The sequence below is a fragment of the Actinopolymorpha alba DSM 45243 genome (genome assembly GCF_000373925.1).
Classification (GTDB): Bacteria; Actinomycetota; Actinomycetes; order Propionibacteriales; family Actinopolymorphaceae; genus Actinopolymorpha; species Actinopolymorpha alba.
In genome coordinates this window covers 56,421-72,320 of the sequence record NZ_KB892756.1, presented here as the reverse complement: position 1 = coordinate 72,320, position 15,900 = coordinate 56,421, and the positions used below count along the sequence as shown (strand labels likewise).

At 68.7% G+C, this 15,900-nt stretch carries 10 protein-coding genes; 2 read left to right on the top strand and 8 right to left on the bottom strand.

The features are described from left to right. Window positions 1–31 precede the first annotated feature (31 nt). From B141_RS41260 to B141_RS41245, 4 genes are all read right to left on the bottom strand, one after another. Window positions 32–2,053 (bottom strand): glycosyltransferase family 2 protein, encoded by a 2,022-nt coding sequence (locus B141_RS41260; protein ID WP_020576485.1) that lies wholly within the window; start codon window positions 2,051–2,053, stop codon window positions 32–34. Between the two features lie 721 nt (window positions 2,054–2,774). Beyond that, window positions 2,775–4,763 carry a hypothetical protein gene (locus tag B141_RS41255; protein WP_020576484.1) on the bottom strand — a complete coding sequence of 663 codons (1,989 nt, stop codon included), beginning with the start codon at window positions 4,761–4,763 and terminating at the stop codon, window positions 2,775–2,777. 152 nt (window positions 4,764–4,915) lie between these two features. Next, window positions 4,916–6,832 (bottom strand): hypothetical protein, encoded by a 1,917-nt coding sequence (locus B141_RS41250; protein WP_020576483.1) that lies wholly within the window; start codon window positions 6,830–6,832, stop codon window positions 4,916–4,918. Between the two features lie 12 nt (window positions 6,833–6,844). Then, window positions 6,845–8,446 carry a bifunctional cytidylyltransferase/SDR family oxidoreductase gene (locus B141_RS41245; protein ID WP_237742725.1) on the bottom strand — a complete coding sequence of 534 codons (1,602 nt, stop codon included), beginning with the start codon at window positions 8,444–8,446 and terminating at the stop codon, window positions 6,845–6,847. 374 nt (window positions 8,447–8,820) lie between these two features. Here B141_RS41245 and B141_RS0117525 point away from each other — a divergent pair, with 374 nt between their 5' ends. Together B141_RS0117525 and rfbC are read left to right on the top strand one after the other, a co-directional pair. Further along, window positions 8,821–10,866, top strand: a complete 2,046-nt coding sequence (locus tag B141_RS0117525; RefSeq protein WP_202805816.1) for a glycosyltransferase family 2 protein — start codon at window positions 8,821–8,823, stop codon at window positions 10,864–10,866. 51 nt (window positions 10,867–10,917) lie between these two features. Further along, window positions 10,918–11,526: a dTDP-4-dehydrorhamnose 3,5-epimerase gene (gene rfbC / locus B141_RS0117520; RefSeq protein ID WP_020576480.1), complete on the top strand. Its 609-nt coding sequence runs from the start codon at window positions 10,918–10,920 to the stop codon at window positions 11,524–11,526. Window positions 11,527–11,712: 186 nt separating this feature from the next. On the opposite strand, the gene B141_RS41240 is transcribed toward rfbC, so the two are convergent. The 4 genes from B141_RS41240 to B141_RS0117500 all read right to left on the bottom strand — a co-directional run bounded on the left by B141_RS41240 (window position 11,713) and on the right by B141_RS0117500 (window position 15,837). Then, the gene (locus tag B141_RS41240) at window positions 11,713–12,729 is read right to left on the bottom strand and encodes a class I SAM-dependent methyltransferase (protein ID WP_020576479.1); all 1,017 of its coding nucleotides are present in this window, start codon (window positions 12,727–12,729) and stop codon (window positions 11,713–11,715) included. Between the two features lie 137 nt (window positions 12,730–12,866). Beyond that, on the bottom strand, window positions 12,867–13,718 hold the full coding sequence (gene rfbD, locus B141_RS0117510; protein WP_020576478.1) for a dTDP-4-dehydrorhamnose reductase: 852 nt from the start codon (window positions 13,716–13,718) through the stop codon (window positions 12,867–12,869). Then, window positions 13,715–14,773, bottom strand: coding sequence for a dTDP-glucose 4,6-dehydratase (rfbB, locus tag B141_RS0117505; protein ID WP_051114107.1), 1,059 nt, complete (start codon window positions 14,771–14,773; stop codon window positions 13,715–13,717). Before rfbB ends, rfbD begins: the two co-directional genes overlap by 4 nt. Continuing rightward, entirely contained in the window at window positions 14,770–15,837 is a 1,068-nt protein-coding gene (locus B141_RS0117500) for a glucose-1-phosphate thymidylyltransferase (protein ID WP_020576476.1), read from the bottom strand. Before B141_RS0117500 ends, rfbB begins: the two co-directional genes overlap by 4 nt. Window positions 15,838–15,900: the final 63 nt, after the last annotated feature.

Here is a 15,900-nt window from a genome sequence, read left to right as displayed (position 1 = left end):
ATCCGCAAGGGTACCGGCCGCGACGCGAAGCTCAGCGGGTCGACCAGCGGGCGAGCCGGCGTACGAACGTGCGTGCGCGTTCGGCCGGCCCCGTCGGCAGCGCGGCGATCGCCCGGAACGCCTGCTTGTGCAGCCACGGGTCGGTGGCGACCCGCGCGATAACCCGGCGCGGGATCGCGCGATAGGTGATGCTGCGCACCCCGACGATCCGCCCGCCGCGCACGATGGCGGTCCCGATCGGGATCGCCCGTTGCCGGCCGGACGTGTCGGTACGCAGCGACAGCGGGTGCCGTCCGGGTGGCAGGGTCGTGACGTCGTTGAACGCCAGGACCGCGTCCTGAGCGGGTTGGATCCGCGCGGGCAGCGTGCGCGCCGAGCCCGACTTGCCGACCACCACCTCGACCTCGCGGGCGGCGGTCCCGGGAGCCGCCTGGATCGGAACCGCAAGGTGGAGTTGCGATCCGCGCGCCTGGAGCTGGCCGATCCCGCGGGTGGCGAGTTCGCCGGCCAGGGTCTGGTGGCGTTCGTCGACCTCGAGGGCCAGTTGGCCGAGCGGCATCGTGCGGTGCGGAACGACGATCCGCGCGGGATCGCCCACGACCGCCGGGACGAGCGCTCCATCCCAACGGGCGCCGCCCTCGATGGCGAGGCGCACCGATCGACCGAGGCCAAGAGTCTGGACCGACATCCATGCTTCGTAGCGGCCGGGCTCGAGGGCGCCACCGCCGGCCAGGGTGCGCGGGTCGAGCGGCACGGTGCCGGAGAGGACCACGTGGTACGTCGGCTGCGGACCGCCGCCCACCGGAACCAGGATCGGCCGGAGCGTCACCGGTGCGAACCACCAGGTGTTGCTGTCGCGGTGGTGGACGCGGACCTCCGCCTCGGCATGCTCGCGCGGATCGCCGACATCCCAGCCATCCACGGTCGGAAGCCCGGCCACCAGGGTCTGGTCGAGAAAGAACCGGCCGTCCCGCTCGGTGACCACGACCGGGGAGCCGTCGGCGTGCAGCAGGCCGGTGCGGACATCTGCACACAGCGCGCCGTCGTACCACCGCAGGTCGTCCACGGTGGCGAAGCCCCGGACGTTCTCGCACCGGCGCGCCAACTCCATCAGACCGTCGAGCCGGTCGCGTTCGAGCAGTGTCGCCCGCAGGCGCATGATCGGTGAGAGTCCGGCGACGACCTCACCCGAGGAGAACCGCTCGGCCGCGAGTTCCTTCACGACCTTGTAGCCCTCGTTGCGATAGCCCTCGGAATAGCGCAGGAGGCGAGGCTCCCGAAGCCGCATCATCATCTCCACCCGGAAGAACCTCCGCAGGAGCTTGTTGCGCAGCTCACCGGGCTGGGTATCGACCTCCACCGCGTCGAGAACCTCGCGGAGATTGTCGTAATAGCTGCGCAGCGCGGTGCGGCTTCCGCTGTTGTTGCCGCCATCGTCGCGCCGCTGCCAGTAATAGCAGACATAATCGCCGAGAATGGAGACGATCCTGGCTTTGAGATACGCCTCCACCATGAACAACTGGTCTTCGAGGCGGCGCTTGCCCTCGGGGAATCTGATGGAGTTGTCGAGGAGGAACGCCCGCCTGAACATCTTGTGCGGACTCACACTCTCAATGAGCGCAGCATTCTCGACCGTGCACCGCTCGACCGTCTGCCGGAAGACATTGCTGGGCCCGGCCATCGTGCCGCCCACCTTGCCGAGTACGACGTCAGACCCGTTACGGGACGCGAGCGCGTACAACCGTTCCAGTGCTTCGGCGCCGAGTTCGTCGTCCTGGTCGACGAACTGCACGTACTCGCCATGCGCCATCTCGACGCCGACATTCCTTGGCTTGCCCGGCCAGCCAGAATTCTCCTGGTGATGCACGCGGACATGGGGGTGTTCGGCGGCAAGCTTGTCAAGGAGTTCCGGCGTATCGTCCGTCGACCCGTCGTCGACGAAGATGACCTCGTATTCCTCGGGCGGGAGACTCTGGCGCAGAAGCGACTCGATGCATGGAGCGATGTAATGGCCAGGGTTGTAAACGGGCACGACGACACTGACCTTGATCATGAAATCCCCCCGCGACGTAGCGCACGCATACTGTCGTTCGCGTGCGGAGGAGCATCCCCTCCAGTTGCTCAGTGAAACGTGCGCGGCGGGTCGGCAGGTTGTCGCGGTGGGGCCGCCGTTATCGATCCGTTAGCAACGACTGCGTTTAGGGATCCGGTTCGTGAGACAACCGGCCGCCGCGGGGCGCGGGCGTTGAGCAGTGGAGCCTTGTCGGTACTTCGCATGGGGAAATGCTCCACTGCCTTGCTCGATTGAGCACCTGGCGACGAGAACTCCTCCTCGCCGTTGCCCCCGCATCCGCGAAGTTGATCAATGGTGCCGGCTTGGGCGTTTCGCCGCTGCGGGCGTCTGGTTCGGCCGCCGTTGATCAAATTCACTCGACCGGATCCAGAAGAACAGTCGCCCAAGGCGAGGGTTTTGAATAACCCTCCCGAACTGTCACAGGTTCGCGGCCTCGCGCTTTGCGAGGTGGCTGATCGGTGGTGTGAGCCGGGACCCGCTCGAGCCTCGTCCCACACTCTGATCAAGCCAGAGGGTTGTCTCACATTGTGTACACCCTGCCGGGTACCTCACAGGGCTGGTACCTGCTTTGCATGGCATCCACGCCATGTGAAGCCCGTAATGACCACGTATACGTGGTCATTACGGGGGGTAGGCCCCACGGGAAAGCCTGATCTACCGGACACGCCCTACGAGGGCCTACCGCTCGGGCCATTACGCCCTACGCGGGAGCACCGGTCTGGCCGCCGTCAACGGCCTCGGCGAGGACGGCCGGCATCTCCAGGGCCGGACCCGCGCCGTGCTCGCCATCCCATTCGAGGTCAGCCGCCGCGAGGAGCGCGTCCGTCGCGGCGTTCCAACGCTCCTGCGCCGGAGGCGTGTCGGGCCCGAGAAGGTACGCCCGCGCCTCGAGCCGGGCGGACGCCAGCGGGTCGGCTCCGGTGATCGTCGCCAGCAGGACGTCGACGTCGGTGTCGGGGTTGAGGAGGTACGCCGACCGGGTGCTCGGGAAGGTCGTCCGGAACTCCCCCTCGTCCAGCCCTTTCGGATTGGCGACAACACAGGGGCGGCCGCTGGCGAGGAAGTCGGAGACGACACTCGACACGTCCGCGATCATCAGGTCGGCGACGTTGTAGCAGTCGAAGATCATCGGGAGCCGCCCGCGAACGGTGACATGCCGACCCGCGTAGGCGTTCCAGTAGACGGAGTGCCATTCGGCCTGGAGACGCTCGGCCTCGGCAACAGACAGGTCGCGCCGCGCCAGCCGGCGGGCGATCCGATCGAGCTGGCCTTCCGTTTCGGGGTGGATCGGCTCGAGTTCCTCCTGGGCCGCCGCTATCATCTGCCGGATCTCCCGGTCGGCAGCGGCCGCCCGTGGGTCGCGGGTACCGGTCAGCGGGTGCGGCTTGTAGATGAGCCGCACCGGGATCGGTGACCGGAGCAGCCGGTCGACCAGCGCGGGACCCATCACCGTCAACGACGTCTGGAAGTCGTCGTCGGTCCAGCCCTCCCAGGTGGGCAGGTAGAGGACGCTCAGGGGGCGCTGGGGCGTTGGGGTGGGGAGTGGTTCGGTCCGGCGTTCGACCATGTCGAGCTGCGGCCGGCCCACCTCCACGATGTCCTCGTCGCGGACGCCTACCTGGGCCCGGGAGTACCGCTCGCGCCCCGCGGGTCCCGCCACCCAGATCTGGTCGTAGACCTTGCTGAACGGGTTGAAGCTCGCCACCTTGTCGCTGTCCCCGTGCCCGATGAAGACGTGCTTGACCCGGGGCTCGCGCAGGAGGTGGATGTTGTTGCCGACGTTGGCGACGTACAACGCGATCCGCGCGTCGGGCAGCGCGAAGTTCATCAGGTCGACGGCACTCGGGATGCAGACGATCGGGAGCTCGGTGCGTCCGAGGCCCCGGATCGCGTGCCGTCCCCGGACCACTACTACGCAGGTGTGCGGCATCTTCTCCAGCGTCCGAAGCCACATCTCGGCCTGGTAGACGGAGTTGGCCGAGCCGCTGAAGTACAGAACGACCTCGGGATGATGTGCGCGCAACGCGGCGCTCACACCGTCAAGCCAGCGTTGCCGGTCAGGCCGCCGGCCCAACCGCACCAGCTGGAGTAACAGGAACACGCCCGCGCCGACCACTATCAGGGTGTACGCCGCAACGCTCACGCCGAACAGCCAGAACGGGCCGTACCACACGCTCAGCGCACCGGCGAGCACCGGCAGCAGACCCAGCGCCATGAGTCGCGGCGTCGGATCATCGGTCAGCACCTTCGGCAGCCGGGCAGTGTGGAACTCCGCCGGCAGGTCGAGGTTGCGCACCTCCACCGGCGGCAGCATCCGCCGCCGGACCAGGGTGAGCAGGCCGAGGTACCCGATCCGGCAGACCGGCACAGTGAGCGCGACCAGCGTGATCAGGAGCAGCTCGAAGCGGCTCATCGCGCGGTTGGCGTCGGTGATCGCGACCAGCAGCAGGAACAGAAAGACCTGCACGAACGCACGGTGGGAGATGCCGAACTGCGCCCGGCGCAGCAGCGCCACGACCGGACGGAACCTGCGTTCGACCACGATGTCGATGGCTGACGCGACCAGCAACGCCGCCGCGAACGCGAGCGGGCGGGCGAGGATCGCGGTCACGACGAGCGCGGCGTAACTCGCGAGGAGCCCCGCCAACACAGCGATCAGCGACCGTCGACGGGCGAGCAGGTGAAGCAAGATGGAACGTCTCCCAGAGGTCGTGAGGTGTGGGTGGGCCCAGGCGGGCGAAGCCCGGGGCCGGAACCACACATGTCGTACGTACGGTCGAACGGATCCGGAACGCCGCCGGCTGTGTCAAGTCTGCGGCCGGCCCGAGATCGATGGGCGCGTTAGGTCACGAAACTCACCGACTGCGCCACCGCCTTCCGCATGCGTTCGAGGGCCGGCGGATCGGCGGGACCGAGAAGCTGCTCACGAAGGAGCACCCGCTCGGACTCCGCGGGGTCGGCCTCTGCCCTCCCGGCGGCGAGGAGGCCCGTGAGTCCGTGACCGTCGGGTTCGACGAGGTAGCCGCCGCGGCTCGAAGGGTACCTAACGGCGAACTCCGTGGCCGGCAGGCTGGCCGGGTTGGTGACGGCGTACGGTCGCCCGCTGGCGAGGAAGTCGCTGATCACGCTCGACACGTCGCACAGGAGCAGGTCGGCCGCGGCGAAGCAGGCGTACAGACTGAACTGCGGGGAGGGTACGAGCAGGTGCCCGTCCCGGTCGGGGTCGGGTGTCAGCTGCTTGGCGGCCCACACCTCGAGTGCGGCCACCTGCTCGGCGCGCGAGGTGTGCACCGGGGCGACGGCCACCTCGAGGTCGTCACGCGCCCAGGTGTAGGCCTCCTGCGGCCCGACCGGGACGGGTGCCTGCGAGACGCCCAGCAACTCGAGGATCTCCTGATGAGCCCGCGCCACCGCCGGGTCCCGGGTGCCCGCCAGCGGGTGGGGCCGGTAGAGCACGCGGACGTCGGACTCCTCCAGCAACTGCCGGACGAGGGTGACCCCGCACGGCCCGACCGAGGTCTGGTGCGGCTCGTCGCCGTAGCCCTCCCAGGTCGGGGCGTACAGAACGGTCAGCCGCTTGGACTCCTCCTCCGACTCGGGCTGCGGCCGCTCCAGCGCCGCCACGACGTCGAGTTGGGGACGCCCGATCTCCACGACGCCGGAGTCGTCGACGCCGGTCGCGGCGACCCTGAACCGCTCCCGCGCCGCTGGCCCTGACACCCACACCTCGTCGTACGCCTTGAGGAACGGGTTGGTGGTCACGCCCTTGTCGCTGTCGCCGTGCCCGATGAAGACGTGGCGTACGCCGCGCCGCCTGAGCAGGTGGAGGTTGCTCACCGCGTGCGAGACGTACATCGCCACCCGCAGGTGCGGCAACGCCTGGGCCATCAGCACGTTGCCGTGCTCGACGCACAGGACCGGCAGCCGGGTCGGGCCCAGCTGCCGCAGGCTCTCCCGGTCGCGCAGGATGAGGAGCGACGGCACGTCGAGGCGTTCGAGGGTCTCGACCCACATCTCCAGCTGGTAGAGCGTCTCGGGGGTGCCACCGAAGTAGAGCGCCACCTCCGGCGCGGCCTTCTCGAGCGCGCGGTTGACGGCGGCCTGGAGCCGCGGTCGGGTCACCCGGCGCATGCCGAGCGCGGAGTACGCCAGCGCACCGGCTCCGGCCGCCACCACCAGGGTCGCCAGCGCGGCGCCCACGACCAGCGGGAGGACCGACCCGGCAAGTACCGTGACCGCCGACCCGCCAGACAGGAGTACGCCGGGCCAGCCGAGCGTGGCTTCCGCGTGTTGCCCGAGGAGCGGATGCGGCGCCGGTGGGATGCGGACGGGTGCGAGCGATAGCCCTCGGGTGACGACCGGCATCTTGCGTTGCCGGCGAACCACCTCGCCCAGCGCGGTCCCGAGGGCACGCAGGAGCGCGGTGGCGAGCAGGCCGCCCACCGCGACCAGGAACCAACCCGCCGGAGAGTCCTCCCGCACCAGCAGGATGAGGACCGCGACCGCCCCGAGCAGCCCGCGCCAGGAGGCACTCGCGCCGGCTCGGCCGAACGTCCAGCCGGCGAACGCTGCCCGCGACGGGACGACGATCTCCAGGCCGGTCACCACGACCGCGGCCGCCAGGAAGAGCCCGGCCCACGGCACGAGCGCCGCCACCAGCAGCGCGAGGTAGCCGAGGCCGAGCGCCCCCGCGAGTGCGAGCGGCACCCGCCCCAGGTCGGGGGCGGGTACCCGTTCGGTGAGCTGGATCGTACGCACGCCTAGGTCGCTTTACCCGCGCAACTCGTCCGCGTCGACGCCGACCTCATCGCCTTCGGCGGCGGCTTCCTCCACCTGGTCCAGAGCCGCCGAGATCTCCTGCGCGGGGTCCTGCTCGCCCGGCGGCGTGGTGACCGGACCCGCGGCCGGCGCCAGACGTACGTCGACCACGTGACCGGTCTGCTCCGACAGCAGGACGTCGAGCGACGCGAGCCCGACGTCACGGGCCGGAAGCAGCGTGCCGGGCGGCTCCTCGCCGAAGGCGCGGGTCCGCATCGGTGTCTGGGTGCGCTCGGGGTTGATGCAGTTGACGCGGATGCCGTCGCCCGCCCACTCATCGGCGAGCGCCTGCGTGAGGTTGACGACCGCCGCCTTCGTCGAGGAGTAGAGGCTGTAGCCGGCCCGGCCACGGGTGTAGGAGCTCGAGGTGAACAGCAGCAGGTGGCCGCCGGTCTCGGCGAGGTAGCGGTGCGCGGCGCGGGCGATGTACACCGGCCCGAGCAGGTTGACCTGCAGGCTCTCGGTGATGAGCTCGTCGGGACAGTCCGCCAGAGCCGCGGTGTGCAGCACGCCGGCGGTCACGGCCACGAAGTCGATCCGGCCGGACTCCTGGTAGGCCTGCTCCAACGCCGCGCGTACATGCTCGGGGTCCTCGACGTGGGTGCCGGTCGCGGACCGGCTGAAGCTGAAGACCGTCGCGCCCAACTCGCGGGCCACGTCCCCGATCTCCGCGCCGATACCGTAGCTGCCACCGAACACCACCAGCGTCCTGCCGGCGAGCAGCTCGCTCGCCTCGTCGGTCGACAGCGGGCCCGGCGGCGTGTGCGAACCCAGCCGGAACAGCTGGTCGGCGAGGAACACGTCGACGGGGTACGTCACCTTCATGTTGCGTTCGGACCCCTCGACGACCGTGATCGGGACGTCGGGAAGATAGCGCAACACCACGGCGCAGTCGTCAGTCGCCGCGAAGTGCGGGTCCTTGGCGGCCAACTCGTAGGCCCGGCGGATCGTGGAGAGCCGGAAGGCCTGCGGCGTCTGCCCACGGCGGAGGCGGTCGCGGCGGGGAATGTCGGTGATGATCCCGTCGTCGACAACGATGATCGTGTCGGCTGACGGGATGGCCACGTCGACCGCGGCGAAGGTGTCGAGTGCGGTCACGCAGTCGGCGATGATGCGGTGGTCGAGCAGCGGGCGTACGGCGTCGTGGAAGAGCACCTTCGCCTCACCCGGACCCACCGCGTCGAGCGCCACCCGGGTGGTGTCATTACGGGAGGCACCGCCTTCCAGGACCCGCGTGACCTTGCGGAACCCGGCGTTCTTGACGATCTTCTCCACCTCGCCGGTCCAGCCGGGCACCATCAAGACGATGATCTCGTCGATGTCTGGCGATCCCTCGAACACCTCGAGAGTGTGCTCGAGAAGAGGTTTGCCGGCGACTTTGAGCAGCTGTTTGGGAAGGCTCAGGCCCACCCTGACGCCGGTGCCACCGGCGAGCACTACAGCGACGGTGCGCAGCGGTGTCCCGGCCCTCCGCGGCTCGCTCAACTCCGTCCCCTGCTCCGGCGGCGTACCGGGCGTCGGCTCGGGCGTCGGATCGGGCCTCGTGTCGGGCACGGTCGCGTCACTTCCCCTCTTCGTGCCAGCGGACGGTCCGCTCGGTCTCACTGTGCGTACCGCCATCATCTGGTCTCGTTTGGTTCCGAGGATGGTAGTTGGCTCGTGTGTTGGCCTACCCGTCGCCCGCCATGCGCCGGGCTCTCAGCGGATGTTCACGAAGCCCTGGATGCCCGGAATTCGGCGGGTTCCGGAGGTTTCCGTTTCCCCCGCTCCTGCTGGTGCCGAGCGCCGGCCGACGCATGATCACCGATCGACGCGCCCGCCGGGACGTTCCGACCTTTGACGTTGGGATATCGCACTAAGGTGTCCGCTACGCTCACGCCAACAAGGGGGGAAGGCAACCACACGTGGCGAACGGCATGACAGTCAAAGTGAGCGTAATCGTCCCGGTCTACAACCCGGGACCCTATATCGAGGACTGCATCGGCTCACTCCTTCGGCAGAGCCTCTCCGACGAAGAGTACGAAGCGATCTTCGTTGACGACGGTTCGACCGACGAGACACCGGCCCGTCTCGACGCGCTGGCCGCCGATCACCCCCACATGCGGGTGATCCACCAGGAAAACTCCGGCTGGTCGGGCAAACCCCGCAACGTTGGCATCGAGGCCGCCCGCGGCGAATACGTCTTTTTCGTCGACAACGACGACTGGATCGGCGACGAGGCGCTCGAGCGGATGTACACCTTCGCCACCAAGAACGGCGCCGATGTCGTCATCGGCAAGATGGCCGGCAAGGGGCGCGGCGTTCCCCGCGAACTCTTCCGCCGAAGCTATGACCGGGCCACGCTCGCGAACGCCCCGCTGATCGACAGCCTGACGCCGCACAAGATGTTCCGTAAGGCGTTCCTCGACGAGCACCAGCTCCGCTTTCCCGAAGGGCGCCGGCGCCTGGAGGACCACGTTTTCGTCACCGCGGCGTTCTTCGCCGCCAAGACGATCTCGGTGCTGAGCGACTACGTCTGCTATTACCACGTACGCCGCGACGACGACTCCAACGCCGGCTTCCAGCGGCTTGAACCCAAGGGCTACTTCGCCAACCTCTCTGAAGCCCTCGACATCGTGGAAAAGAACACCGAGCCGGGTTCGTTGCGTGACCGGCTCTACCGCCGGTGGTACCGCGTCGAGATGATCGAGCGGCTTCGCGGGCGGCGGCTGCTCCAGGTGCCGTCGGTTGACCGGGTGGCATTGTTCGAGGAGATCCGGCAGATCTCGGGTGCGCGGTTCGGCCCCGGCGTGGCCGCCGGCCTCCCGCCGTCGCAGCGGGTCGTGTCCGCCCTCATCCAGGCGGACCGGCTCGACGATCTGGCCCGCCTCGCCGCCTGGGAAGAAACGATCCGCCACCATGCCCGGCTCGACGACCTGGGCTGGCACGGCGGTTCGCTCCGGCTCGCGCTCACCGGCGAGCTGCGCGCCGGCAGCGTTCCCCTGACGTTCGTCCACCGCGACGGGCGGGATCTGTTCGCGCCGCCGCTGCCGGAGGCGACCTCGGCCTCCCTTCCGGAGGAGGACCTCGACTCCACCGAGCGGTTGAACCAGAGCAAGGTCGACGTGATCCTGCGCTCCCGCGAGACGGCCGCGGAGTACTTCCTGCCGGTGACCTTCACCTCCACTCGCCGCCCGGTCACCGAGGGCGGCGACCACTTCCGCCTCCTCCTGCACGCCGAAGCGAAGCTCGACCCGGCGACGGCAGGCGGCGGCTCCCCACTCGCGCGCGGCATCTGGGACGTCATCGCCAGGATCACCAGCTGTGGCTGGACCAAGGACACCCGGCTGGGTTCGCTGCGCTCGCCGGCCGCCGCCGACCACTGCGTGCCGGCCGTGCTCGCCGGCTCGGCCGGCGTCGTCACGCCGTACTGGACTGACAAGGGCAACCTCTCCGTCGACGTCGGCCAGAAGACCTCCCGGCTCGAGCATGAGCTGGTGGTGCCGGCGAAGGCACAGGTCCGGATGTCGGGCAAGGACCTGACGCTCGTCGTTCCGCTCCAGGCGCTGGTGGGCCAGGCACGGTCCGACGCCGCCGTACGCTTCGTGGCCGAGGAGTCGAGCACCACCGTGGAGGTGGACGCCACCCTTACGCCGGCGGTCCATGGCGGCACCGCTGGTGCGGAACTCTCCGCAAGACTTGACCGCGACCACCTGACCCCCGGGCGTTGGTCGGTCGAGGTCCGCCTCGTCGACACCGGACACGGTCGCTTCGTCAAGCTCCCGCTCACCGTGACGGCGCCCGCTGGCTCCGGTCAGGTGGCGCTCGACCTACTCTCGCGTCCTGGCCGCACGCCGGATGGGCACCAAGACGAACTCCGCGAACCCAACGGCTTCGGCGGCGCGGACATGTCCGCGGCTCTGCGTGGCACCCGCCGGCTCGCCCGGCGGGTCCGCACAGCGGTGGCCGGCCGGATCAGGAAGCCAAGCAGGTAAGCCCGTCGCCGCGCGCGGCCGCCGTTCTTCGAACCGAAGAGGAGTGAACAGGTGAAGGCACTGAGCATCGACGGAGCCTGGGTGGTCGAGCCGCCGGTCTTCCCCGACGACCGCGGGCTGTTCTCGCCGTGGTTCTCCGGTGAGGAGTTCCGGAAGGCCACCGGACACGACCTGGCGCTCCGGCAGGCAAACTGCTCGGTGTCCCGGTGCGGGGTGCTCCGCGGCATCCACTTCGCCGACGTGCCACCGAGCCAGGCGAAGTACGTCACGTGCACGCGCGGCGCGATGCTCGACGTCATCGTCGACATCCGGGTCGGCTCCGCCACCTTCGGCCAGTGGGAGGCGGTCAGGCTGGACGACGAGACCCGCCGGGCGGTCTACATCAGCGAAGGTCTCGGGCACGCCGTCATGGCCCTCACCGATGACGCCACGCTGCTGTACCTCTGCTCCGAAGGCTTCGCGCCGAGCCGCGAGCACGGGGTCAACCCGCTCGACCCGGAGATCGGCATCGAGTGGCCGGCCGACCTGGAGCCGATCCTGTCGGAGAAGGACGCCGCCGCGCCATCGCTGGCGGAGGCCGAGCGGACCGGCCTGCTTCCGGCGTACGACGACTGCCAGGCCTACCTCGCCACGCTGCGGCGCAGCTCCGACCGGGGGTGACGGCCGGCTACTGCCGGCTGGCTGGCCGGCCGCCGCTCCGGGGCGATCTCACATAGTGGGCAACTCGCCACATTCATGATCAACTTGAGCGGAAGCCTGTCGGCAAAGAAGCCGAGAGACCGCGACCAAGCCGCACGATCAGGATGCCGCAATCAACTTGGATACGTAGTACATGCCAGTGGCGCCTCACACGTGGGTGCGGCGAGCCTGATAGACGTGCTTGCGGATCGAACGACGCCAACCTAATGGAAGTCGATTGACCACCCCTTTACCCAGCTTCCATAGGCCAGGGTTGCCGGCCGCGGCGCGGGTGATCCGCTGAGAAATACCACCGGCAGACTGGGGCGTTGGCACGGTCGCGGTGACCGCGCGCGCCGCCTCAGGCGTGGCCACCTCACCAGACACCGCATTATCGGCGGGTGCGGGTTGCGGCTCGGGCTGCCACCCGGCAAGCGATGTGCGACTGCCGAGCGAGAGGGATTCGTCAATGGTGGCCCGAAGCTCATCCGGCCCGAACTCAGTGCTCTCGTCTTCGCGCGCGGCGACGAGCGACGACCAGAATGGCGCCTCGAGGAGTTCTTCCGGGCGCATCGCGATCGTGCGGTTGAGCAGGACGTCGGGCACCTGCTGGGGATCGGGGACAGCGTAGGTCTCGAGGATTTCGTCGTACTTGTCCGCCAAAGCCGTGTTGGTCGGGTTGACGCCAAGGACCACCACGACACCGGTCGGCTGTGTGTCGACGACGGCGAGGCGGAGATCGGGGCGGTACCGCTGGAGGACCGGGATCACCTTGTAGACGTCGCCAGTCCAGGCCGTGGTGTGGCGGTCTCGTGCGGCTTCGGGGATGTTGCGGGGCATCATGTCGTCGAGGACGACGACGCTGGTCCAGTCGAGGTGGGGCTCGGCATTGATGAAGTCGCGCAGTGCGAAGTCGAACAGATGCATGCCGTCGATGAACGCCAAGTCGACCTTGGCGCCCTGAAGATGCTCGAACGGCTCCTCGCGTGCGAAGAAGTCGTCGCTGGTCTCCCGGATCATGTGGAGGTCGCAGCGAACTTCCTTCACGACCTTGAACGCCGGGTCAACGGCGACCGTCGGGACACGGGACAACGTCAGGCTGCGCCCGTCGTTGATACCCACCTCGAAATAGGTGCGTGGCTTGGACACCTCGTGCAGCTTGCGAAGGAATTCGTGGCGATGCACTCAGGAACACTCCTCGTCATACCTGACGATCGTTCGGGTGGGGGCGGCCCGGGAATTCGCTGACTGTAGCCAACTCGATGTGAAGCGGCAATGGGTGCCGCGGCGTCCGTCGCCCGCCACATGGGACGTCCGTACGCTCACGCCAGCGTGATGAACGCAGCACGGAGAGCCTGGCGCCATTCACGGATCGGTTGGATCCCGAATTCGGCCCAGCGGTCGTGGCCGAGGACGCTGTACGCCGGCCGGGGTGCTGGCCGGGGAAACTTGTCGGTGGTCGTGGGGCGTACCCGATCGGGGTCCGCGCCCAACAACCGGAATACCTCCTGCGCGAGCTCGTGCCAGGTTGCCTCGCCGGAGTTGGTGGCGTGGAACACGCCGCTCGCCGCGGGAGCCCTCCCCAGGGCGAGCAGGCGTTCGGCGACGTCGGCGGTCCAGGTCGGCTGGCCCCGCTGGTCGGCCACGACGTCGATGGTCTCGCGTTCGGACTCAAGACGCATCATCGTGCGGACGAAGTTGGGCCCGTGCGCGCCATAGAGCCAGGCGGTGCGCACGACGGCGCCAGACTCGGGAAGCGTGTCAAGGACCGCCTCCTCGCCTGCGAGCTTCGTCCGTCCGTAGGCCGTACGCGGCGCCGGCTTGGCGTCTTCGGCGTACGGCGTCGTGCCGTCGCCGGCGAAGACGTAGTCGGTGGAGACGTGCAGGAGCCGAGCACCCGAGGCGGCGCAGGCCTCGGCGAGCACACGCGGGCCGAGGCCGTTGATGCGGAAGGCCTCGTCCTCGTGTGTCTCGGCGTCGTCGACGGCGGTGTACGCCGCGCAGTTGACGACCACTGCCGGCTCGTGCTCGGCGAGGACCACCCGGGCCGCGGCCGCGTCGGTGATGTCGAGGTCGGCGTGCCGGAGCGCGATGGCGTCCTCGCCCTCGGCCGCCAGCCGGGCAAGCACGTCCTGGCCGAGCATGCCGCCCGCGCCGGTCACCAGCCAGGTCACGACAGGGCTGCCTTCTTCTTGAGCGGCTCCCACCAGTCGCGGTTGTCGCGATACCACGCCACGGTGTCGGCGAGGCCGGTCCCGAAGTCGTGCCGCGGCTGGTAGCCCAGCTCGCTGTTGATCTTCGTCCAGTCGACGGAGTAGCGCCGGTCGTGTCCCTTGCGGTCTTCGACGTACTCGACACTGTCCCAGGTCGCACCGCACGCGTTGAGGAGGCGGTCGGTCAGCTCCTTGTTGGTGATCTCGGTGCCGCCCCCGATGTTGTAGACCTCGCCGGCGCGGCCCTTCTCGAAGACGAGCGCGATGCCCTGGCAGTGGTCGTCGACGTGGAGCCAGTCGCGGATGTTGAGGCCGTCGCCGTACAACGGCACCTGCTTGCCGTCGAGCAGGTTGGTGATGAAGAGCGGGATGACCTTCTCGGGGAACTGATGGGGCCCGTAGTTGTTGGAGCATCGCGTCACGCGGACGTCGAGACCGTGGGTGCGGTGGTAGGCCAGCGCGATGAGGTCGCTCGACGCCTTGGACGCGGAGTAGGGAGAGTTGGGCTGCAGCGGGTCGGTCTCAGGCCAGGAGCCTTCGGAGATCGAGCCGTACACCTCGTCGGTGGAGACGTGGACGAACGGACCGACACCGTGCCGCAGAGCGGCGTCGAGCAGCGTCTGCGTGCCGACGACGTTGGTCACCACGAAGTCGGCCGCACCTTGGATCGACCGGTCGACATGCGACTCCGCGGCGAAGTGGATGACGGCGTCATGCTCGGCCATCAGCTGGTCGACGAGGGCCGGATCGGTGATGTCGCCCTGGACGAACGCGAACCCGGGCCACTGGCGTACGCGGTCGAGGTTGGCGGGGTTACCTGCGTACGTCAGCTTGTCGAGGACCGTGATCTGGGCGTCGGCGAGTCCGGGGTAGGCGGGCGAACCCGAGTCTGCCTCGACGCCGAGAGCGGTGCGGACGAAGTGGGAGCCGATGAACCCGGCCCCACCGGTGACGAGAACGCGTGGACCCGGGCCGGGCGAGGACACCGTTGATCTCCCCTGGGAGTGCTCTGTCATGAACTGATCTGAATCCTGCTGTGATCACCGAGGACCAGCCGGTGTGCCTTGGGCACCCGCGGCGCCGGCGTGACCTCGACATGGTGGCCGATGAGCGACGCCTCGATCCGGCGTACGCCCTCGATGGACGAATGGTGGAGCACGATGGAGAACTCGATCTCGGAGTCCACGATGCGGCAGTCCTCCTGCACCGAGGTGAACGGACCGACGTAGGAGTCGGTGACGCGGGTGTTGGCGCCCACGATCACCGGGCCCACGATCCGCGAGCCGACGATCTCGGCCCCCTTCTCGACGACGACCCGACCGATGATCTCGGACCGCTCGTCGACCGACCCCTGGATGTTCGGCTCGAGGGTCTCGAGCACGGAGCGGTTGACCTCGAGCATGTCGTCGACGTTGCCGGTGTCCTTCCAGTAGCCGGAGATCACCGTCGACCTGACGTCCCGGTCGTTGTCGATGAGCCACTGGATGGCGTGGGTGATCTCCAACTCGCCCCGCCACGACGGCTCGATCTCGCGGACCGCCTGGTGGATCGCCGGCGTGAACATGTAGACACCGACGAGGGCGAGGTCGCTCTTGGGCTGCTTGGGCTTCTCCTCCAGTGCGACCACCCGGCCGTCGGCGTCGAGCTCGGCGACCCCGAACGCGGTGGGGTTGGGTACGTGCGTGAGGAGGATCTGCGCGTCTGGCCGGCTCGCGCGGAACTCGTCGACCAGGGGCGTGATGCCACCGACGATGAAGTTGTCGCCGAGATACATCACGAAGTCTTCGTCGCCCAGGAAGTCGCTGGCGATCAGCACCGCGTGGGCCAGGCCGAGCGGGGCGTCCTGCGGGATGTAGGTGACCTCCAGCCCAAACTCCGCGCCGTCACCGACCGCTTCCTTGATCTCGTTGGCCGTGTCACCGACGACGATGCCGACCTGGACGATCCCGGCGGCGGCGATCGCCTCCAGGCCGTAGAACAGAACGGGTTTGTTGGCTACCGGTACGAGCTGCTTGGCCGACGTGTGTGTGATCGGCCGCAGGCGCGTACCAGCGCCCCCCGAGAGCACCAGTGCTCGCATGGTCCGACACCTTAGCCGTAACCGGACGTTCGCGCGGTGTCCACCGCCGATCTGAAGTGCGCC